This is a genomic window from Chelativorans sp. M5D2P16, assembly GCF_034427935.1.
In the GTDB taxonomy this organism is placed as follows: Bacteria; Pseudomonadota; Alphaproteobacteria; order Rhizobiales; family Rhizobiaceae; genus Chelativorans.
Genome location: NZ_JAXQNM010000038.1, coordinates 44,137 through 62,643 on the forward strand (window position 1 = coordinate 44,137; position 18,507 = coordinate 62,643).

23 protein-coding genes are annotated in these 18,507 nt (G+C 63.7%); 11 read left to right on the plus strand and 12 right to left on the minus strand.

From position 1 onward, the window contains the following. Nucleotides 1-226 precede the first annotated feature (226 nt). Together SIN08_RS17935 and SIN08_RS17940 are read right to left on the minus strand one after the other, a co-directional pair. Nucleotides 227-2,770, minus strand: a complete 2,544-nt coding sequence (locus SIN08_RS17935; RefSeq protein WP_322452969.1) for a TIGR02302 family protein — start codon at nt 2,768-2,770, stop codon at nt 227-229. 173 nt (nt 2,771-2,943) lie between these two features. Beyond that, the gene (locus tag SIN08_RS17940) at nt 2,944-3,420 is read right to left on the minus strand and encodes a MarR family transcriptional regulator (RefSeq protein WP_322452970.1); all 477 of its coding nucleotides are present in this window, start codon (nt 3,418-3,420) and stop codon (nt 2,944-2,946) included. A 188-nt stretch (nt 3,421-3,608) separates the two neighbouring features. On the opposite strand from SIN08_RS17940, the gene ectA reads away from it, so the two are divergent. Genes ectA through SIN08_RS17965 form a run of 5 tightly spaced genes read left to right on the plus strand, consistent with a single transcriptional unit; the run spans nt 3,609 to nt 8,378 of the window. Next, nucleotides 3,609-4,154, plus strand: a complete 546-nt coding sequence (gene ectA, locus SIN08_RS17945; protein ID WP_322452972.1) for a diaminobutyrate acetyltransferase — start codon at nt 3,609-3,611, stop codon at nt 4,152-4,154. A 48-nt stretch (nt 4,155-4,202) separates the two neighbouring features. Beyond that, nucleotides 4,203-5,492 carry a diaminobutyrate--2-oxoglutarate transaminase gene (gene ectB, locus SIN08_RS17950; RefSeq protein WP_322452973.1) on the plus strand — a complete coding sequence of 430 codons (1,290 nt, stop codon included), beginning with the start codon at nt 4,203-4,205 and terminating at the stop codon, nt 5,490-5,492. A 4-nt stretch (nt 5,493-5,496) separates the two neighbouring features. Continuing rightward, nucleotides 5,497-5,895, plus strand: a complete 399-nt coding sequence (locus tag SIN08_RS17955; RefSeq protein WP_322452974.1) for an ectoine synthase — start codon at nt 5,497-5,499, stop codon at nt 5,893-5,895. 39 nt (nt 5,896-5,934) lie between these two features. Further along, nucleotides 5,935-6,867: an ectoine hydroxylase gene (gene thpD, locus SIN08_RS17960; RefSeq protein WP_322452975.1), complete on the plus strand. Its 933-nt coding sequence runs from the start codon at nt 5,935-5,937 to the stop codon at nt 6,865-6,867. A 23-nt stretch (nt 6,868-6,890) separates the two neighbouring features. Next, entirely contained in the window at nt 6,891-8,378 is a 1,488-nt protein-coding gene (locus SIN08_RS17965) for an aspartate kinase (protein ID WP_322452976.1), read from the plus strand. A 193-nt stretch (nt 8,379-8,571) separates the two neighbouring features. Here SIN08_RS17965 and SIN08_RS17970 read toward each other — a convergent pair whose 3' ends face one another. The 4 genes from SIN08_RS17970 to SIN08_RS17985 all read right to left on the minus strand — a co-directional run bounded on the left by SIN08_RS17970 (nt 8,572) and on the right by SIN08_RS17985 (nt 11,822). Beyond that, nucleotides 8,572-8,865 carry a GNAT family N-acetyltransferase gene (locus SIN08_RS17970; RefSeq protein ID WP_322453291.1) on the minus strand — a complete coding sequence of 98 codons (294 nt, stop codon included), beginning with the start codon at nt 8,863-8,865 and terminating at the stop codon, nt 8,572-8,574. Further along, entirely contained in the window at nt 8,858-9,490 is a 633-nt protein-coding gene (locus SIN08_RS17975; protein ID WP_322452977.1) for an alpha/beta hydrolase, read from the minus strand. Before SIN08_RS17975 ends, SIN08_RS17970 begins: the two co-directional genes overlap by 8 nt. A gap of 4 nt (nt 9,491-9,494) precedes the next feature. Next, a complete protein-coding gene (locus SIN08_RS17980) occupies nt 9,495-10,427 on the minus strand; it encodes a VOC family protein (protein WP_322452978.1) in 933 nt (310 codons plus the stop codon). 195 nt (nt 10,428-10,622) lie between these two features. Next, nucleotides 10,623-11,822 (minus strand): PRC-barrel domain-containing protein, encoded by a 1,200-nt coding sequence (locus tag SIN08_RS17985; RefSeq protein ID WP_322452979.1) that lies wholly within the window; start codon nt 11,820-11,822, stop codon nt 10,623-10,625. Nucleotides 11,823-12,023: 201 nt separating this feature from the next. Between SIN08_RS17985 and SIN08_RS17990 the strand changes: the two genes are divergently transcribed. Continuing rightward, on the plus strand, nt 12,024-12,935 hold the full coding sequence (locus SIN08_RS17990) for a diacylglycerol kinase family protein (protein WP_322452980.1): 912 nt from the start codon (nt 12,024-12,026) through the stop codon (nt 12,933-12,935). A 19-nt stretch (nt 12,936-12,954) separates the two neighbouring features. Here the strand turns inward: SIN08_RS17990 and SIN08_RS17995 are convergent, their stop codons facing one another. From SIN08_RS17995 to SIN08_RS18010, 4 genes are read right to left on the minus strand one after another with little or no spacing between them, the layout of a single operon-like run. After that, nucleotides 12,955-13,458, minus strand: a complete 504-nt coding sequence (locus SIN08_RS17995; protein ID WP_322452981.1) for a DNA starvation/stationary phase protection protein — start codon at nt 13,456-13,458, stop codon at nt 12,955-12,957. Nucleotides 13,459-13,486: 28 nt separating this feature from the next. Continuing rightward, on the minus strand, nt 13,487-13,699 hold the full coding sequence (locus SIN08_RS18000) for a hypothetical protein (RefSeq protein ID WP_322452982.1): 213 nt from the start codon (nt 13,697-13,699) through the stop codon (nt 13,487-13,489). A 36-nt stretch (nt 13,700-13,735) separates the two neighbouring features. Next, entirely contained in the window at nt 13,736-14,176 is a 441-nt protein-coding gene (locus SIN08_RS18005) for a hypothetical protein (protein ID WP_322452983.1), read from the minus strand. 10 nt (nt 14,177-14,186) lie between these two features. After that, nucleotides 14,187-14,492: a DUF883 C-terminal domain-containing protein gene (locus SIN08_RS18010; protein WP_322452984.1), complete on the minus strand. Its 306-nt coding sequence runs from the start codon at nt 14,490-14,492 to the stop codon at nt 14,187-14,189. A gap of 126 nt (nt 14,493-14,618) precedes the next feature. On the opposite strand from SIN08_RS18010, the gene SIN08_RS18015 reads away from it, so the two are divergent. After that, nucleotides 14,619-15,740, plus strand: a complete 1,122-nt coding sequence (locus SIN08_RS18015; RefSeq protein WP_322452985.1) for an AI-2E family transporter — start codon at nt 14,619-14,621, stop codon at nt 15,738-15,740. Nucleotides 15,741-15,945: 205 nt separating this feature from the next. Continuing rightward, nucleotides 15,946-16,275, plus strand: a complete 330-nt coding sequence (locus SIN08_RS18020; protein ID WP_322452986.1) for a response regulator — start codon at nt 15,946-15,948, stop codon at nt 16,273-16,275. Here the strand turns inward: SIN08_RS18020 and SIN08_RS18025 are convergent. Both SIN08_RS18025 and SIN08_RS18030 read right to left on the minus strand, forming a co-directional pair. Then, nucleotides 16,261-16,809: a sigma-70 family RNA polymerase sigma factor gene (locus SIN08_RS18025; RefSeq protein ID WP_322452987.1), complete on the minus strand. Its 549-nt coding sequence runs from the start codon at nt 16,807-16,809 to the stop codon at nt 16,261-16,263. The genes SIN08_RS18020 and SIN08_RS18025 overlap by 15 nt on opposite strands. Before the next feature lie 2 nt (nt 16,810-16,811). Next, entirely contained in the window at nt 16,812-17,018 is a 207-nt protein-coding gene (locus SIN08_RS18030; protein ID WP_322453292.1) for a NepR family anti-sigma factor, read from the minus strand. A 205-nt stretch (nt 17,019-17,223) separates the two neighbouring features. Here SIN08_RS18030 and SIN08_RS18035 point away from each other — a divergent pair, with 205 nt between their 5' ends. The 3 genes from SIN08_RS18035 to SIN08_RS18045 all read left to right on the plus strand — a co-directional run bounded on the left by SIN08_RS18035 (nt 17,224) and on the right by SIN08_RS18045 (nt 18,503). Next, on the plus strand, nt 17,224-18,018 hold the full coding sequence (locus SIN08_RS18035; protein ID WP_322453293.1) for a response regulator: 795 nt from the start codon (nt 17,224-17,226) through the stop codon (nt 18,016-18,018). 119 nt (nt 18,019-18,137) lie between these two features. Beyond that, nucleotides 18,138-18,305, plus strand: a complete 168-nt coding sequence (locus SIN08_RS18040) for a DUF1328 domain-containing protein (protein WP_322452988.1) — start codon at nt 18,138-18,140, stop codon at nt 18,303-18,305. Nucleotides 18,306-18,329: 24 nt separating this feature from the next. Continuing rightward, the gene (locus SIN08_RS18045; RefSeq protein ID WP_322452989.1) at nt 18,330-18,503 is read left to right on the plus strand and encodes a hypothetical protein; all 174 of its coding nucleotides are present in this window, start codon (nt 18,330-18,332) and stop codon (nt 18,501-18,503) included. The last annotated feature ends 4 nt before the right edge of the window (nt 18,504-18,507 follow it).

Consider the following 18,507-nt stretch of genomic DNA (forward strand, 5'->3'; position numbering starts at 1 on the left):
ACTCTTCCCTTGAGAGTGCTAAAACATTTCTCCGAGAGCGGCTTTCTGCTTGCAAGCGCGCTAGTTCAGTCCACCGTTTGGACTGAACTAGCCATTTGATTCCACGCAAATTCCGGACGGAAAATCGGCTGCCACTTTTCCTGGAATTGCTTAAGCGATCCGGGAAAGCCGGCACCCCCTTCGCCGACGTGCCGAGCGCGATCTGCATTGACCTCAAGCGGCAGCTTCACTGCATATCCAGCAGGCGCTCCAGATATTCGCGCTCGAGCTCCGGGCTCAGCGCGTCGCCCAGCCGGCGGCGGATCGCTTCCAGAATCTCGCGCGCCCGCTGGGTGTCGATCTCGTCGGGGACATCCACGGAATCGCCGAAATCCGGCCCCGTCGTCGCCCGCGGCCGGCCGAGCGGGTCACGGCCCGTCCGGCCATCGCGCGCGCCGGTCTGCCCCTGGCCCTGCTGACCCTGCATGGCCTGCTGCATCTGGTTCATCATGTCCTGGGCGCCACGGCGCAGCGCCTCCAGCGCCCGACCCTGTTCGCCAACAGCACGGTCGCCACGGCCTTCGCCAAGTGCACCCTCGGCTTCGCCCATGGCTTCGCCGGCCTCGCCAAATCCTTCGCCCGGCCGGATACCGAGTCCCTCGAGGCCTTCCATCAAGCTCTCCAGATCACCGCGCAGGCCGCCCTGTCCTTCCTGTAGATTGCGCAGGGCCTCGGCCAATCCCTCAGGCGACATTCCCTGGCCCTGGCCCTGACCTTGGCCCTGGCCCTGGCCCTGGCCCTGCTGGTTCTGCCCTTGCTGGCCCTGCCCCTGCCGGCCCTGACCTTGCTGGCCTTGTTGACCTTGCTGGCCCTGCTGCTGCTGGTCGAGGCGGAAGGTCTCGTTCATCAACTCCTGCTGCCGGCGCATGATCTCGCCGAGCTGATCCATCTGCTGGCGCATCTCGGATTGTTGGCCGCCTTGCCCTTGCTGGGGGCGGCCTGCCTGCAGATTGTTCATCATGTCTTCGAGCTGCGAGAGAAGTTCCTGCGCCTGATCACGCGCCCCAGAGCGGGCCAGTTCCTCGATCTGGTCGAGCATGCGTTCGAGATCGCTCTGGCGCATCGTCTCGCCGTCCTGGTTCTCGGCGAAATTCTGGTTCTGCATGGCGCGCTCGGCGAATTCCCGCAGGAACTCCTGCATCGCCGTGCGCAACTCGTCCATCAGCCGCTCGATTTCCTCGTCGCTGGCGCCGTTCTCAAGTGCCTGCCGGAGTGCTTCCTGCGCCTGGCGCAACCGCCGTTCCGCCGCCGTCAGGTCGCCATCCTCGATGATCAGCGCGACCTCCCAGAGGTCGTCGACGACGCCGCGCAGCGCATCGTCCGTTCCGGCCATGTCGAGGCGCGCGCGCACGGCGGAGATGAGCAGGTAGTGCGAAGGTTCGTCGAACGTTTCCTCCGGCCACAGAAGCAGGGCATCCATCAGCTCCAGAATGCGATCCTGCTGGTTGGCGTCGAGCGCAAGTTCCCGCCGCTGCTCGATCAGCGCCCTGGCGAGCGGGTTCGTGAAGGGGCGCTCGGGGAGCACGAAAGTCTTGATATCGCTTTCGCCCGTCTGCCCGGCGCCGTCGGTGGCCGAGAGCCCGAGGTTCACCGATCGACCGGCCCAGGGATGCTCGGTCAGGTCGCGGGATGTCTTCGCCGCCTTGTCATCGCCGCGGCGCGGCAGGGTCAGCGGCATTTCCGGCGCCTCGAAAAGGGGGCGCGCCTCCGGATCCTGCTCCGCCGGAGCGAACGATGCCTCCGCGCCCGTGGCGCCGTAGTCGTCATCGATCTCGTAGGCGAGCTCCAGCGCCCCGTTCACCGCCCTTTTCGGATCCTCGGTAAAGCGGATCTGCGGGGGCTGGTCGGGAATGATGACGAAGCGCCAATTGGCGATCTCGCGCCCGCGGTCCGACAGGCTGATGGCGCCATCGCCGGAGAGGGTTTCGGAAAAGCCGAGTGCCGTGCCGGCGCCGTCTTCCGCCGCCGCCTCCGGCTCGATGGCGTGCGGCTGGCCGTCGAGATCGACGAAGGACAGGGTTTCCTCGCCCGAGCCACCGCTCACGCGCACCGAGACGGTGCTGTTCTGCGGCACGGTGAAGGCCTGGTTCTCGCGATTGGCCTCGGCCGTCAGGAAGATGGGCGCGCGGCCGGTATAGGGCGGCGGCGTCACCCAGGCGTCCAGCCGGGCGGGCGCTGTGTCGGGGCCGGCCGGCGGCTGAAGCGCATCGGCGATTCGCCCGCCATAGGGACCGGTCGAATAGGCGAGCGCGACCACGAACAAGAGGGCGGCGATCGCCCGCAATCCCCACGGGTCTCGCTCCGGGACCGTGGTCTGCGGCAGATCGCCATGCAGCCGCGAAAGCCGCTCGGCCATGCGCCTTTGATGCTCGCGCCAAAGCGCGGCGGCAAAGGCGTCGTCGCCATCGCCAGACAGGCGGTCCGTCTGCGCCGACACGGGCGCATGTTCGAGCAGGTTGGCCCGCTCGATGCGCCGGTCGACTTCCGTCCGGGTTGGCATGCGCAAGTGCCTGAAGGGCCAGAGCGATGAGAGCGCGGCCAGCCCGAGCACCGCCAGGAGGCCGAGCCGCCCCCAGTCGGGCAGGATGCGGAACACGCCAAGCCATGCGAAGCTGAGAAACAGGCTGGCCACCACCACCATCGGCAGGAGAAGCGGCCACAGGCGCTCCAGCACCATTGCGCCATGCACCACGGCCCGCGTTCGCCCGAGGCGCGCGAAAAGTCCGTACATCGATCGGTCTCTGGTTCGGTTCTCGGCCATCATCCGCCCAGATTGCGGGGCGTGCGACGGCATGCGGCACGCCTTGGCCCCTCAACATAGCAACAAAGACGGCGAAGGCGAGGCATGCGGACCAAAGAATTTCCCCGCCGCGCTCACGAATCCGTCAGCGCCGGCACACGACCCTATTTGCGGTCGACGGCGCCGACGTCGAGCAGCGGGGATGCGTCGATGGCGCCGGCGTTGAGCATGGCACCGACGCGTTCCAGGGCCGCCACGATCATCGCCTGCTCCCAGTCCGGCAGGGCTTCGAATTGCTCGGAAAAGGTCCGCTGCAGCGGGTTCGGGGCGGCTTCCAGCATATCCCGTCCCGCCTGTGTCGGCGCCACCCAGACGACGCGTCGGTCCTGCTCGCCGCGCGTGCGCGTCACCAGCCCCCTCGCCTCCAGCTTGTCGACCAGTGCCGTGGCGGTCGCCTGCCCGACGCCGGCCCGGGAGGCGATGTCCTTCGGCGTGAGCCGGCCGGCGGCGGCGGCGATCTCCAGCACGATGAGCTGTGGCGTGGTCAGTCCGGTCGCGCGCGCCAGCGTGCGGGCGTTGAGTTCGGTGGCACGCAGGATGCGCCTGAGCGCTATGAGGCTGGTTTGGGTGCGGTTTTCCATGAGCGAGCCGAATGCAGGAGGGATTATCACCTTGATAACAGAAAAAATATGATTTGATTAGCGAATAAATTCGTCCGCAAAATCAGGTGGAAAGCGGGCTTTGCGCGGCATCGAAGCCAAAAATTCCATCTCACCTGTTGAAATATCCTTCGTCCATCGTAATATTCCGACCCGCAGAGAGGAGTGTCATGCAAAGCAACAACATCCAGCTTGTTCGAAAACGATCAGGCGATATTACCTTTCGCACCCCGCGCACCGAGGATGGTGCGGATGTCTGGCGCCTGATCAGAGCCTGTGAGCCCCTCGACGAGAATTCCCTCTACTGCAACCTTTTGCAGTGCGACCATTTCAGCGACACCTGCGTGGTCGCCGAACGCAAGTCGGACGGAGCCGTCGTCGGCTGGATTTCCGGCTATCTGATGCCGGATGACCCGACGACGCTCTTCGTCTGGCAGGTCGCCGTCGACGAAAGCGCTCAGGGCCAGGGCGTCGCCAAGAGAATGCTTTCGGCCCTTCTGGCGCGCGAGATCTGCGCCGATGTCCGCGGCCTCAAGACCACGATCACCTCCGAAAATGCGGCGAGCTGGGCGCTCTTCAAGTCTTTCGCCCGCAGCCAGGGGGGCAAGCTGAAGAGCGCGCCCTATTTCCGCAGGGAAGACCATTTCGACGGGGCCCACGCCACCGAACACATGGTGATGATCACCCTGCCCGAGGAGGCGCGCAGCGCGGCCTGATAGAGGCTCAGCCACGACGCCCCGACAATTTAATCCGAAGGGAAAATCATGACGACCGTACGAACGGACGATAAAGCTATCTTCGAGCGCCGCGAATCCGCGGCGCGCAGTTACTGCCGCAGCTTTCCGGTCGTGTTCGAAAAGGCTTCCGGCGCGACGCTGACCGGCAACGACGGCCGCGACTATATCGACTTCCTCGCCGGCTGCTCGTCCTTGAACTACGGGCACAACGACCCGGATATGAAGGCCGCACTCATCGAGCACATGCAGGCCGACGGCCTGGCCCACGGGCTCGACATGTATACGGGCGCCAAGGCGGACTTCCTGGACGCCTTCGAACGCATCGTGCTGAAGCCGCGTGATATGGACTACCGCATGATGTTCATGGGCCCGACGGGCGCAAACGCGGTCGAGGCCGCGCTCAAGCTCGCCCGCAAGGTCACCGGCCGCACCAACGTCATCGCCTTCACCAACGGTTTCCACGGCGTCACGCTGGGCGCGTTGGCTGCCACCGGCAACGGCTATCATCGCGGCGGCGCCGGGGTGCCGCTCTCCGGCGTCACCCGCATGCCCTTCGAAGGCGCGATGGGCGGCGACCTCGACACGGCCGACTTCCTGAATCGCATGCTGTCGGAGCCTTCGAGCGGCGTCGAGCCGCCGGCGGCGATCATCCTGGAGACGGTCCAGGGCGAAGGCGGGCTGAACGCCGCCTCGCGTGAGTGGGTGCGCCGCGTGGCCGAGATCGCGCGCAACCACGGAGCCCTGCTCATCGTTGATGACATCCAGGCCGGCTGCGGCCGCACCGGCCCCTTCTTCTCGTTCGAGGAGATGGGTGTCGAGCCGGACATCATAACCATGGCGAAGTCGCTTTCCGGCCTCGGCCTGCCTTTCGCGACACTGCTGGTGAAGCCGGAGTACGACATCTTCGGCCCCGCCGAACACAACGGCACCTTCCGCGGCAACAATCACGCCTTCGTCACCGCGCGGGTCGCGCTGGAGAAATTCTGGGCCGACAGCACGCTGCAGGAGGCGGTACTGAAGAAGACCTCCTATCTGAAGTCGCGCCTGGCGAAGATCGCCGATCGGCTGTCCGCCGCACGCCTCAAGGGCCGCGGCATGATGCAGGGCGTCGACGTCGGCTCCGGCGAACTGGCGAGCGAGATCTGCGCCCGCTGCTTCGAGAACGGCCTAGTTATCGAGACCTCCGGCGCCCATGACGAGGTGGTGAAGGTGCTCGCGCCGCTCACCATCGACGAAGAGACCTTCGCCCGCGGCCTCGACATTCTCGAAGAGGCCGTGAGCGAGATTGCCCAGTCCACGAAAATTGCCGCGGAGTAACAGAATGATCGTGCGTGATCTGAACGAAGCCAAGAACACCGAGCGCCACGTTTTCTCGAAGGGCTGGGACAGCGTCCGGCTGCTTTTGAAGTCGGACAATATGGGCTTCAGCTTCCATATCACCACCATTCATGCCGGCGCCGAACTGCCCATGCATTACAAGAACCACCTCGAAAGCGTCTATTGCGTCGACGGAACAGGCTCGATCGAGGACTGTGCCACCGGAGAGATTCACAAGATTCGTCCTGGTGTCGTCTATGCGCTGGACAAGCACGACAAGCACATCCTGCGCGCCGACGCGGAAAAGCCCATGATCATGGCCTGCGTCTTCAACCCGCCCGTGACGGGCAACGAAGTTCACCAGGACGATGGCTCCTACGCACTGGAGGCCGAGTCGGCGTGATCCCACGCCGACAAAACCAAAAGAAGAAGGAGAATAACCATGTCTGCGATCAATCAAGCACATGAACGAAGACCGGATCCCTATCCGACCCGCCTGCCACAGGAGCGTTGGCTGCCGCGCGCGGACAGGACCGTGTGGAGCCAGTGGCGCCCCGATGCCCCGCTGACGGCCCAGCAGGCCGACCAGTTCGACCGCGACGGCTTCCTCGTGCTCAAGGACCTCTTCTCGGAGGAAGAAGTGAAGGCGCTGATGGCCGAGTCCGCGGCGCTGCGCGGCGGCGAGCGCAACCTGGAAGAAGACAGCGTCATCACCGAGCCGAACTCGGACGAGGTGCGCACCATCTTCAAACTGCCCGAGCAGAGCCCGCTCTTCAACCGCCTCGCCTGCGACCGCCGTCTGGCCGGCATCGTCAGCTTCCTTCTGGGTGACAGCGTTTACGTCCACCAGTCGCGGCTGAACTACAAGCCGGGCTTCACCGGCAAGGAATTCTACTGGCACTCCGATTTCGAGACCTGGCACGCCGAGGACGGCATGCCGCGCATGCGCGCTGTCTCCGCTTCCCTGCTGTTGACGGACAACGACGCGCTCAACGGCCCGCTCATGCTGATGCCGGGCTCCCACAAGCATTTTATCGCCTGCGCTGGCGAGACGCCCGAGGACAACCACAAATCCTCGCTGAAAAAGCAGGAGGTCGGCGTCCCATCGCATGAGGCACTGAAGAAGCTCGCGGGCGAGCACGGCATCCACGCCGCCACCGGGAAGGCCGGCACGCTGGTGCTGTTCGACTGCAACACGATGCACGGTTCCAACGGCAACATCACGCCGTTCCCCCGCTCGAACGCGTTCTTCGTCTTCAATGCCATGTCCAACCAACTCGAGGAGCCTTTTGGCGCCAAGAAGCCGCGCCCGGATTTCCTGGCTCAGCGCGGCGAGGCCAAGGCCGTCGAGGTGGTGACCGGCAAGCTGGTTTGACCGAGGAGGCAAGGCCCCAAGCCATGACACGACTGCAAGAGGCAAGCGCCGCGCTGGATCGCGGCGCCCCGAAGGACGCGCGACCCGGCCATACCGTCGAGAAGATCGGCGGTACGTCCATGAGCCGGGCGCGCGAGCTCATCGACACCATTCTCATCGGCAAGCGCGAAGGCGAGGCGCTCTATCGCCGCGTCTTCGTCGTCTCCGCCTTCGGCGGCATCACCGACAAGCTGCTGGAGCACAAGAAATCCGGCGAGCCGGGCGTCTATGCGCTGTTTGCCCACGCGGACAACGAGCATGGCTGGATGGACGCGCTGAGCGATGCCAGCCGCGCCATGCGTGAGATCAACGCCGAAATGTTCGACGATGCCGGCGACCGGCACGCCGCGGACGATTTCGTGCGCGAGCGCATTGAGGGCGCGCGCGGCTGTTTGATCGACTTGCAGCGCCTATGCTCTTACGGGCACTTCCAGCTCGCCGAGCACATGCAAACGATCCGCGAGATGCTGTCGGCGCTCGGCGAGGCGCATTCGGCCAACAACCTCACTCTGCTTTTGCGCCGGCATGGCGTCAACGCGCGCCTGATCGACCTGACGGGCTGGCGCGATGAATCTCAGCCCAACCTTAAGGATCGCATCGAGACGGCCTTCGCCGAGGTCGATTTCGCGCGCGAGCTGCCCATCGTCACCGGCTACGCCCAGTGCCGGGAGGGATTGATGCGCGAGTTCGACCGCGGCTACTCGGAGGTGACCTTCGCCACGATCGCCGCCCAGACCGGCGCGAGAGAGGCCATCATCCACAAGGAGTTCCACCTTTCCAGTGCCGACCCGCGGCTGGTGGGGGCCGAGAACGTGCGCAAGATCGGCCGCACCAACTACGATATCGCCGACCAGCTTTCCAACATGGGCATGGAAGCGATCCATCCGAAAGCGGCCAAGAAGCTGCGCCAGGCCGGCGTTCCGTTGCGCGTGGCCAACGCCTTCGAGCCGCACGACCCCGGCACGCTCATCGACGCCGAGCCCGCCGACGGGCCGGGCGTGGAGATGGTGACGGGTCTCTCCGTCACCTCGCTGGAAGTCTTCGAGCAGGACATGGTGGGCGTGAAGGGCTACGACGCCGCCATTCTCGAGATGCTGACGCGCCACCGTGTGCGCATCGTCTCCAAGGTGTCGAATGCCAACTCGATCGTTCATCACGTGGAGGCGCCGTTGAAGGCAATCCGCCGCGTCGAACGGGATCTCGCCGCACTCTACCCTTCCGCCCGCATCACCACGCGGCGCGCGGGAATGGTCTCGGTCATCGGCCGCGACCTGAGGGGACTCGACATCATGCTCAAGGGGCTGACGGCGCTGTCGGAGGCCGGCATCAGGCCGATCTCGGCACAAGAGACCGGCCGCGGCGTCGACGTCCAGTTCGTCGTGGCGAGCGAGGATCGGGAAAAGGCGGTGAAGACGCTGCATCGCATCTTCGTCGAAGCGGGCGCGAAGGCCTCGCTGGCCGAGGCGGCTTGAGGCCGCCCGTTACGTATGTACTGGCAGCGCCCCTTCACGGTCCCGCAGTTCGGGTCCATCAAGGGGCGCTTTTTTCCGACCGGATAGGTTTTTAGAGCAATTCCAGGAAAAGTGGGGGCCGGTTTTCCGTCAGGAATTGCATGGAATCAAATGCTTAGATCAGTTCACCGTTTCCGTGAAACGGTGAACTGATCTAGCGCGCCAGCACGTCTTGCCATTCCGGGTTTCGGCGAAACTGCGACGCCGCGAAGGGGCAAAGCGGCGTAATCTTCAAGCCTTGCATCCGCGCGGTCTCCACCGCATGCGCCACAAGGGCCTGGCCAACACCCTTCCCCCGGAACGCGGTCGGCACTTCCGTGTGGTCAATGATGATCTGGCTCGTCCCGGCCTTGGTAAAGGTAAGCTCCGCCTCCTCCCCTCCATCGGCATAGACATAGCGGCCCTTCGTGCCGAGGTCGTGAAATTCGATGCGGGAGGCATCAATCATCGTCATTCCTCTCTTTTCCATAACCGCGCAGGAAACGCTCTGCGGTGTCCATCTCGCCTGGGCGCAACTCGTGACCGCCCTCATGCCAGAAAATCTCGGCCTCCGCCCCGCTGGCCTCCAGATGGGCCATAAGCCTCTCGGTCAACTCCGGCGGACAGATCGGGTCCCGCCGGCCGGCGGTAACGAGCAGCCGCATATCCAGCCGATCGCCCTTCAGGCGCGGTGCGAAAGGGATGAGCGGGTGCATCAGCACCGCCGCGTCGAACAGCGTCGGCGCGGCGAAAACGACCGTCGCCAGAATGTTGGCACCGTTCGAGTAGCCGAGGCCGAGCACGGCGCTCGGTCGCTCCCGTTCCACGTGCGCGCGCACGAAGCCCGCCATCTTCTCCGTCGCGCGCGCCAGATCCTCCATATCGTAGACGCCTTCGCCGGTGCGCCGGAAGAAGCGCGCCGCGCCGCCTTCGCTGACGTCTCCGCGCGGCGCCACGATGCCGGCTTGCGGGAGGACCCCTTGCCCGAGCGACAGGAGCTGGCGTTCGTCACCGCCGGTACCGTGAAAGAGGAAGAGCAGCGGCCGGCCCGGCCCCGCGCTCACCACATGGTGCACATAGGCATCGGTCGACATGGGCCTATTCCCCGATCGGCGGAAGGTGCTTTTCGAGATGCGCACGCAGATGCGCATGCTGCTCGGGCAACTTCAGCGCCTCGCCGAGATGCGCCGGGTCCTCATCGCGCGCAAACCCGGGTTCGTCGGTGGCGATCTCGAACAGAACGCCGCCCGGCTCGCGGAAATAGATGGACAGGAAATAGTCCCGGTCGATCACGGGCGTGACGCCGAACCCTTCGGCGACCAGCGCCTCGCGGACGCCCTTCTGCGCCGCCGCGTCGGCAACGGCAAAGGCGATGTGATGCACCGAACCTGCACCCTGGCGCGCCGGTGCGGCCGCGGGATCGCCTTCCAGGTCGATGATCGCGGCACCGTTTCCATCCGGCCGCACCAGACGGTGCATGCCACCCTCACGCGCCTCCTCGCGAAAGCCCATGAGCTGCAACAGATCCGCAGTCGGCCCAAGGTCCCGCAATGTCAGTTTGGCGGAATGAAAGCCGCGAATGGCATGCTCGTCCGGTATGCCGGCCGCCTGCCACGGCGCCCGCGTATCCTCGGCCGCTTCCGCAAGCGCAAAGCCGTCACCGTCCGGACCGTCGAAATAAAGCCGCGCCTCGCCCAGATATGTGCCGCGGCGAACACCGCTCACCGTGTTGGCGGCGAGATGCTTCTCCCAGAAAGCAAGGCTGCCTTCGGGCACGGAGAAAACGGTGGTGCTCACCTCCCCAGCCCCGTGCGTACCGCGGGCGATGTTCGGGAAGGGAAAATAGGTCATGACGGTTCCCGGCTGGCCGGAACCGTTCGCGTAATAGAGATGATAGACATCCGGCGCGTCGAAATTCACCGTCTTTTTGACGCGGCGCAAGCCTAGCACCCGGGTGAAGAACCCATCCGTCCTGGCGGCGTCCCGCGCCATTGCGGTGATGTGATGAATGCCCTGGATCGAGTCGAGCATGGTTGTATCCTTTCGACGTTCAGCCGACCGGTCTGGTCCCCGCCTCAGATGAGACGCCGTGCTCTGCCGCAACAGTCCCCATCCGATGGATGCACTGTTCGGCGAAGAAAGACAGTCTCACATTCTCCCGCCCCGGCACAGAAAAAACCCCGCACCGGTTGCCCGGTGCGGGGCTCTGGCTGCCTACCGAGGGACCTACTGCAGACGTTGCTGATCACGCTGCTCGGTGTAGCTCGCCTCGTCGTACTCGGGCTGCGCCTCGAGTTCTTCCTGGGTGTATTGGGTGTAGAGGTAAAGGTCGCCGTTCTCGTCGGTCATGAACGAGATGTTGTCCAGACCGACCGCAACCTCCTTCTGTCCTATCCCGAGGAAGCCGCCGACATCGATGATCACGGCATCGATCTCGCCATCCGGCGTCAGGATCACGTCGCCCACTTCGCCGATGTCCTCCTCATTGGCGCCGTAGACATTGGCACCGGTGAGGTTTTCGGCGCGGATCTGGTCTTGCCCGGCATTCTGCAACGAGTTGCGGTCGATCGCACCCGTCTGCGTCCGGTCGGTCGCGGCCTGGTCCTGGGTTGCCGCCGTGGTCTCCTCGGCGGGGCGGTCCTGACGATCCTCGGCAGCCGTCACGTCTTCGGCCGGCTCCTCATCGGTTGCGGCCGTCGTCGTCTGCTCGCTCATCCCTTCCTCGGGGGCGGCGGCCATATCATCACTCGGCTGCTGTTCGTCGGTGGCGGTGGCCATCGCATCGTCAGCACCGTCCGCCGGCGCGGTCTGGTCCGCAGGCGCGGTGGCTGTCGTCTCGCCGGCCTGGTCCATGCCCGCCTGATCGTCCGCGGGCGCCATCGCGGTTTCACCCGTAGCGTCCTCGGAACCCTCCTCAGGCGCCGGCGCGGCGGCCAGGTCGTCAGCGGTCGCCGGCTGTGTTTCGGCAACGTCGGCGTCCGCCGGCATCGGCCGGTAGGCCGCACGGTCGAACTCCTGCTGGTTCTCCAGCGCGTCGGCAGTGGTCTCGACCACCATATAGCGCTCGCCGTCGTCCCGCTCCGACCACTGTACGAGGTCGTATTCCAGCGCGACTTCCTTCTGTCCTATCCCGAGGAAGCCACCCACGCCGACGACGATCGCCTGGATGTCGCCCTCCTGATCGATGACCAGGTCGGTGACCTTGCCGATATTCTCGGCTTCTTCTCCGGTGCCGTTATAGACGCTCTCGCCCATCAGGTTCGAGGCAAGTCTTCCCTCGGCGTGGATGGTCATCGGCGTCTGCTGCTGATCTGTCGCCGCCGGATCCTGTGTCACGCTCGGATCGGCGGGCATCGTGTCCTGTGCAAACGCACCGCCTGCCATCAAGGTGGCAATTGCGGTGGTCGCCAAAAGATTGCGGATCATGATAAGCTCTCCATGTGCAGTTTTCTGTACATGGCCGCGCATCCGACCGAGCTTGGCAGTGAGGATCGGATGTGCGGCCATCACGTGGCTAGAACGTCGAGCCAAAGAAACGGTTCCGCATACGCCGGTATCGACAGACGGAACGAAACACGACCTGCCCTGTTTCTAGCGACACCGGACCACATTGGAAGAAGAACGTCCATGCACATACGCGCCGTGCTGAACCGAGACGGCGGCACGTTCAGCACCATGAATCTGGACCGTTTCACAGAAGAGATCGTCCAGGCCTTCACCGAAACCGGCCATTGCGTTGCGGCACGACAGGTCGACGGCCACGAAATCGAGGAAGCCCTGCGCGCGGCTTGCCGGGATGATGGCGTGGATGCGGTGCTGGTGGGCGGCGGAGACGGGACGATTTCGCTGGCGGCGGGGCTTGTTGCTGAAAGCGGCAAGATCCTCGCCGTACTGCCGGCGGGCACGATGAACCTGTTTGCCCGCAGCATTGCGATCCCGCTGGACCTCGAGGCCGCTGTAACCGCGCTGGCGAAAGGCCATGTGCGCGAGGTCGACATCGCACGCCTCAACGGACGCCCCTTCGTGCACCAATTCTCGATCGGCATGCACCCGCAGCTCATCAGACTGCGCACTCAGATGCCGTTCCGCGGTCGCCTTGGCAAGATCGCCGCATCGGCCCGGGCCGCGATCACAACCCTTCTCAACCCGCAGAACCTGCGAGTCTCGCTCACCATGGGTGAATCCGAACTCCTGGCGGAGACCGCCAGCATCAGTGTGACCAACAATCTCTACGGCGAGGGTCATCTGCCCTATACCGACAGTCCCGACGGCGGCGTGCTGGGCATCTATATCACGCGCGCTCGGCGACGCTCCGACCTCATCGTGCACTTTCTCAACATGGCGATCGGGCGGTGGCGGCAGAACGAGCAGGTGGAAATCCACGAGGCCGGAGAGGTGCGGCTGAGGGTTCTCGCTCCGCGGCGCGAGCTCAAATGCTCGATCGACGGCGAACTCTGTCCGCTGGACCGGGACATTCATATTCGCCAGCACCCGAGGGCGCTGCGCGTTCTTGTGCCGACGGAGTCTCAAGAGAGTTAGGCGTCGAAGCGGTGGACACTTACTCCGCCACCGTCGCACGCAGCATCCATAGCGCCTTTTCGTGAAAGGTCATGCGTTCCGTCAACATGTCGGTAGTGACGAGGTCGCCTTTCTCATCGGCCGCGGTCGCGACGGTCCGCATCTTCTTCACCGCTTCCTCGTGGTCCACGATCAGGTCCTCGACCATCTCCATGGCCGAGCGACCCGGCGCGTCGAGTTCGATCGCGGTATCGACGCCGCGGCCGGCGGGCGCATGATGGCCGAGCGCCCGGACCCGCTCGGCAATCACGTCCGTGGCGTTGAAGAGCGCGTTGTACTGCTCCTCGGTCAAGACATGAACCGCGTGAAAGAGCGGCCCGACGACGTTCCAGTGATAGATATGCGTCTTGATCAGCAGCCTGTAGGTGTCGACGAGGATTTCCGACAGGCCGCCGGCAAGCTCCTTTCTGTCCGTAGCGGACAGACCGACATCCATTCTCTCGGCATGCATGCGCGGCTTCAGTACATCTGCAGCCTTGCTCATGGTTCCGGTCCTTCCTTTCGCCGACGCGTCAGTCTTGTGGCTCCATGGATTGCGGCTCGTCGATCGGAATCTCCGTCGATTGCGGCGTCTCGACAGGCTGTTGTTCGTCGATGAAAATGCCATAGATCTCGACGCCCACCCAGACGACGCCCGCCAGAATGATTCCGCCAAGAAGAACCAGAAGAACGGGAAAGCCCTCGCGTCCCTGCCTGGCCTTTTTCGGTGGCACCTTGTCGTTCATGCCTGCACTCCATGTCTTCGGTCGAAGCGGGACCGATCATCGCTCGCGCTTCGACCGACGCTCATACTCGCGGTAGGCCGCAAAACCGGCGAGGCCGGCCAATGCGGTAAGCACTGCAGCCGCGCCGCCCTTCTTGCTCATCAAGGCGGGCAGCATGGCCATTGCCGATGCGCCGGCAAGAGTGCTGGCGTCCGCCGCACGCCGGCGCTGCTGGGCCCGCCGCTGCGCACCGGCGACGATCTTGTAGACGGCAAAGACAATCGCGGTCAGGACGGCAAATCCGACCGCGAAACCTATCGCCGCGTCTATGGCGCCCCAACGAATGGCGGCCGCCAGATAACCGGCGAGGATGACAAAGACGAGCGCGAGAAGTGCCGCGATCCCCGCGATCGTATAGGCGACCACGGCGATCTTGATGCGCCGCTTCAAGACATCGGCTTCGCCGGTGGCGAGCAGCGCGAACAATCGGGCAAGCATAGTTGCCCCGCTAGCGTCGCATGATCATGGCAAAGAGAAAGCCCACCCCGGCCGCCAGCGCAAGCGCGGTAAGTGGCTTCTCCCGCACAGCCTCCGTGAGGTCATGCTGCATTTCCTCCGCACTCCCCCGGAACTGTTCGGCGCTTTCCTTCGCGACTTTGCGCGCCCGCCACATCGAGCGGTTCCCCGTCTCCCGCAAATGCTCGGTGAGCTGGGCGATATCCTCGCGCAGCTGCTGAATGTCGGCGTTGATCGTCTGCGCATCGCCCTGCGCGGTGTCGCTATCCTTCGATCCCTTTGCGCCCGTTGTTGCCATTGTCCTCTCCTTTCATTTTCAACCGAAACGCACAATCCATGGCGAAGTTCCGGGATCCTTGCAACCGCCTCTGGGAACCTTCGCACCCCAGGCCCGTTTTATGTCGTTCAATCCCGCCGGAGCACCATGAGAGCCACCGAGAGGAAAAGGCCTGGCGCCGCGCCCAGCCCACCGAGGCCGGGTTTCGAGGTGTGGCTCGCGCGAAGCGCGCAGGCGGCGTTGGTCTTCCTCGGCGTCACGGCCTTTTTCTTTATCCTCCAGGCCGGCAGCTTCCTGCTTGTCCCCGTCGCCCTCGCAGTGGTTGTCGGCCTCATGCTCTCGCCGATCGCCCTGCGGATGGAAAGGCGCGGTATTCCGCCCGCTTTTTCCGCGACGGCATCGGTGCTGTTGTTCGTCCTGGTGATCGGGTTCCTGGTTGCCGCGCTTGCCGCTCCCCTGACCTCCTGGGCCGGGCGGGTTCCGCAGATATGGAACGAACTGCAGTTTCGGTTGACGAGTCTTTCCGAACCGCTCGCGACGATGCGCAGCCTGCGCGAAGAGATCCGCAACGTCACCGGGGAAGCCGAGGTCACGGTCTCCGTGGAGGAAGGCTCGGCGATGGAGAGCTTCGCGATCCTGGCGCCCACGGTGCTTGCCCAGGTGGTGATCTTCTTCGCCAGCCTCTACTTCTTCATCGCCACCCGGCACGACACGCGCCTGTCCATTCTGAAAATGTGCTCCGGGCGCAACCTGCGCTGGCGCGCCTCTCACATCTTTCGCGATGTCGAGGAGCTTGTCTCCAATTATCTGCTTTCCATAACGATCATCAATATCTGTCTCGGTCTGGCCGTCACCCTAGCGCTGTGGCTGATCGGCGTACCCTCCGCACCCCTTTGGGGCGCGATGGCAGGCATTCTCAACTTCATCATCTATATCGGACCGGCGATCATGGCCGCAATCCTGTTCGGGGTGGGACTGGCCAGCTTCCAGAGTTTCGCGGGCAGCCTGCTGCCGCCGCTGGTCTATCTGATGTTGAACGCCATAGAAGCACAGTTCGTCACGCCCACCGTTATCGGCAAGCGACTGACGCTCAACCCTTTCCTCGTCTTTCTCGCCATTGCCTTCTGGATATGGCTCTGGGGACCGATCGGCGGCTTCATCGCCATCCCCGCCTTGCTCATCGCCTTCGCGATCGCCCGCAACATCATCCCGGGCTTCAACTGGGGATTGACCCACGAAAAGCGCCGCCGCTACTCCCGCCTGCCCTGACACGGCGATCTTTCAGAGCTTCTTTGATCCCTTCCGGCACCTCCTTCACCACCAAAATGCATCGCAGAGGCGTGTCATTTTTAAATGACGGCAAATCCGCATTTGTGAGAACGCCAGGGGGATGAAACGAAGGGGCGGCACCTTGTCGGCAAAATTATTGGAGGGGCTGAATATACTTCTCGTTGAGGAGGAGGCCCTTATCGCCATGGAGGTCGAACAGCTGTGCTACGATGATGGCGCGGCGAGGGTATTCACCATCAATTCGCATGAGAATCTTCGCTCCGAAACGCTCAGCTTCGAGGAAGTCGACGCGGCGATTCTCGACGCACGCATCGGCGAGGAGTGGAACCGTGACCTCGGACTGCACCTCATGCGGAAGGAAATTCCCTTCGTCTTCGCCACAGGCTATGCCGGCAGCGAACCGTTTTTCACCGCATTTCCAGAAATCCCGATCGTCGGCAAACCCTTTGTCGGCCGGGAATTGGTCCAGGCACTGTCAGCGGCGATCGAGCGCACCCGGTCAGGCGACCGCTGATTTCGTCACCTGCGCGCTCAGCGCGTCGGGACCAAAGTCGCTCTCGCCTTCAATCGCGAGAATCTCCTGGAGTCGGGTTCGAGCCCGGCTCACCCGACTCTTGATCGTACCGACGGCACACTCGCAGATCTCGGCCGCCTCCTCGTAAGAGAAACCCGAAGCACCGATGAGGATGATCGCTTCACGCTGGTCCTCCGGAAGCAGGTCCAGCGCCTTGCGAAAATCGGTGAGGTCGGAAGAGCCGTGCTGGCTTGGATGGACCGAAAGCTGCGCCGTGATGCTGCCATCGCTGTCCTCGACCTCGCGCCTGCGCTTGCGCATCTGGGAATAGAACTCATTGCGCAGGATGGTGAAAAGCCAAGCCTTGAGGTTGGTGCCCGGCTGGAAGCTGTCCTGCTTGTCCCAAGCCTTGACCAGCGTCTCCTGAACCAGATCATCGGCCCTGTCGGCGTTTTTCGCCAGCGAGACCGCGAAGGCGCGCAGGGTCGGCACCGCCGCCAGCAAGCCGTCGCGGAAGCTCGGATTCTCACCCATGCTCAATCCTCTTTCGTCGCCGGTTGAGGTATCTCGCGTTCTTCGAGTTCGCTCAGCAGCCGACTGAAACGATCCGGAATATCGTCCGAGACCAATTCGTCGTAATATTGTCTGAGTTTGCGGCCTATCTCGGAGTTGGTACCCAAGGGGTCCTCGGCGGAATTGCGCTTTCCGGAAGTGCGGCTATTTTCGACCTTCTGATGCGTCATGCCCTTCTCTTTACCCGTATTACGCCCCAGTTCCTTGAATGGTTTGGTCATCGTGTATCGCTGTCAACAGTGTCCAAATTCTTTTCCCAACGCGATCCGCCGCGAAATGTTCCAAATGGGATGGAACTTTTGTGGCCACCGGGCGTTCAAGCTTGGTTGTTTGCCGGAAGCACGGTTCCGTTCATTGAGGGAGATCAAGTCAAAAATGAGCTTGTCAGCCAGAATTGCCCCGCATTTGCCGTATCTGCGTCGGTTCTCGCGTGCCGTATCCGGTTCGCAGACCAGCGGAGACGCGCTGGTGGCAGCAACCTTGGAAGCACTGATCGCCGACACTTCGATCTTTCCCAAAGCATCAAGCGACCGCATTGCGCTGTTCAAGCTCTTTGCCAAGCTGTTCGGCACTTTCGAAATTCGCGTGCCCGAGGCCAGGCCCACATCCGCCTGGGAACAACGTGCGATCGCCAACCTGTCCGCCCTTGCGCCGCAGCCGCGGCAAGCCTTTCTGCTTGTCGCGGTTGAAGGGTTCGAGCCGGAGGAAGCCGCCGAGATCCTCGACGTGGACGAAGAGCGGCTGAACACGCTGCTGCGCGAAGCCAGCGACGAGATTTCGCGCCAGGTCGCTACCGACATCTTGATCATCGAGGACGAACCGCTGATCGCGATGGACATCGAGGAACTGGTGGAAAGCCTTGGGCATCGGGTCGTCGGCACCGCGCGCACACATCAGGAGGCCACGGCACTGTTCGAGAAGGCCAAGCCCAGCATGGTGCTGGCCGACATCCAACTGGCTGACGGCAGCTCAGGCATCGACGCCGTCAACGAGATCCTCACGACAACGCCCGTGCCTGTCATTTTCATCACCGCTTTCCCGGAGCGGCTCTTGACGGGCGAGCGGCCGGAACCGGCCTTCCTCGTCACCAAGCCCTTCAACCCGGACATGGTGAAGGCCCTGATCAGCCAAGCCCTGTTCTTCGACCACCAGGCCCGGGCCGCGGCTTGACGAGATAGACCACGACATCGGGGAAAGCCGCCATAAGCCGCCTTCGGGCGGCTTTTCCTTTGCGGAACCAATGCATGCACGCGCGCGTTGGGCGTTCGTGCATGAGGGAGATTCGACAAATGCTCTATTGGGCTCTGATTTTTCTGGTCGTGGCGATCATCGCCGGTGCGCTCGGTTTCGGCGGCATAGCCGGGACGGCAGCAGGAATCGCCCAGATCATCTTCTACATCTTCCTGGCCCTGCTTGCCATTTCACTGATCGCCGGGCTCGTCCGCCGCACCCGCTAAATACCGGTAAAACGGATGGCCAGTATGAATGGACTCCCAAATAACGCGGAGGATGCGGCGCGCCTCGCCATGGGAAGCGAAGAACACGACGATCCCCTGCCCCCCGGGCCGAACTACGGACCTTTCGGCTACTTCAGGCTGGCGCTTCTCATCCTGGCAGCGGTGGTGGCCGTCCTGACCCTGATCAATCTGGTTTGATTTC

Bases quoted from the DNA above. Each gene is read 5' to 3' on its own strand.
- SIN08_RS17935 (WP_322452969.1), bottom strand. From the start codon at position 2,770: ATGTACGGACTTTTCGCGCGCCTCGGGCGAACGCGGGCCGTGGTGCAT.
- SIN08_RS17940 (WP_322452970.1), bottom strand. From the start codon at position 3,420: ATGGAAAACCGCACCCAAACCAGCCTCATAGCGCTCAGGCGCATCCTG.
- ectA (WP_322452972.1), top strand. From the start codon at position 3,609: ATGCAAAGCAACAACATCCAGCTTGTTCGAAAACGATCAGGCGATATT.
- ectB (WP_322452973.1), top strand. From the start codon at position 4,203: ATGACGACCGTACGAACGGACGATAAAGCTATCTTCGAGCGCCGCGAA.
- SIN08_RS17955 (WP_322452974.1), top strand. From the start codon at position 5,497: ATGATCGTGCGTGATCTGAACGAAGCCAAGAACACCGAGCGCCACGTT.
- thpD (WP_322452975.1), top strand. From the start codon at position 5,935: ATGTCTGCGATCAATCAAGCACATGAACGAAGACCGGATCCCTATCCG.
- SIN08_RS17965 (WP_322452976.1), top strand. From the start codon at position 6,891: ATGACACGACTGCAAGAGGCAAGCGCCGCGCTGGATCGCGGCGCCCCG.
- SIN08_RS17970 (WP_322453291.1), bottom strand. From the start codon at position 8,865: ATGATTGATGCCTCCCGCATCGAATTTCACGACCTCGGCACGAAGGGC.
- SIN08_RS17975 (WP_322452977.1), bottom strand. From the start codon at position 9,490: ATGTCGACCGATGCCTATGTGCACCATGTGGTGAGCGCGGGGCCGGGC.
- SIN08_RS17980 (WP_322452978.1), bottom strand. From the start codon at position 10,427: ATGCTCGACTCGATCCAGGGCATTCATCACATCACCGCAATGGCGCGG.
- SIN08_RS17985 (WP_322452979.1), bottom strand. From the start codon at position 11,822: ATGATCCGCAATCTTTTGGCGACCACCGCAATTGCCACCTTGATGGCA.
- SIN08_RS17990 (WP_322452980.1), top strand. From the start codon at position 12,024: ATGCACATACGCGCCGTGCTGAACCGAGACGGCGGCACGTTCAGCACC.
- SIN08_RS17995 (WP_322452981.1), bottom strand. From the start codon at position 13,458: ATGAGCAAGGCTGCAGATGTACTGAAGCCGCGCATGCATGCCGAGAGA.
- SIN08_RS18000 (WP_322452982.1), bottom strand. From the start codon at position 13,699: ATGAACGACAAGGTGCCACCGAAAAAGGCCAGGCAGGGACGCGAGGGC.
- SIN08_RS18005 (WP_322452983.1), bottom strand. From the start codon at position 14,176: ATGCTTGCCCGATTGTTCGCGCTGCTCGCCACCGGCGAAGCCGATGTC.
- SIN08_RS18010 (WP_322452984.1), bottom strand. From the start codon at position 14,492: ATGGCAACAACGGGCGCAAAGGGATCGAAGGATAGCGACACCGCGCAG.
- SIN08_RS18015 (WP_322452985.1), top strand. From the start codon at position 14,619: ATGAGAGCCACCGAGAGGAAAAGGCCTGGCGCCGCGCCCAGCCCACCG.
- SIN08_RS18020 (WP_322452986.1), top strand. From the start codon at position 15,946: ATGGAGGTCGAACAGCTGTGCTACGATGATGGCGCGGCGAGGGTATTC.
- SIN08_RS18025 (WP_322452987.1), bottom strand. From the start codon at position 16,809: ATGGGTGAGAATCCGAGCTTCCGCGACGGCTTGCTGGCGGCGGTGCCG.
- SIN08_RS18030 (WP_322453292.1), bottom strand. From the start codon at position 17,018: ATGACGCATCAGAAGGTCGAAAATAGCCGCACTTCCGGAAAGCGCAAT.
- SIN08_RS18035 (WP_322453293.1), top strand. From the start codon at position 17,224: ATGAGCTTGTCAGCCAGAATTGCCCCGCATTTGCCGTATCTGCGTCGG.
- SIN08_RS18040 (WP_322452988.1), top strand. From the start codon at position 18,138: ATGCTCTATTGGGCTCTGATTTTTCTGGTCGTGGCGATCATCGCCGGT.
- SIN08_RS18045 (WP_322452989.1), top strand. From the start codon at position 18,330: ATGAATGGACTCCCAAATAACGCGGAGGATGCGGCGCGCCTCGCCATG.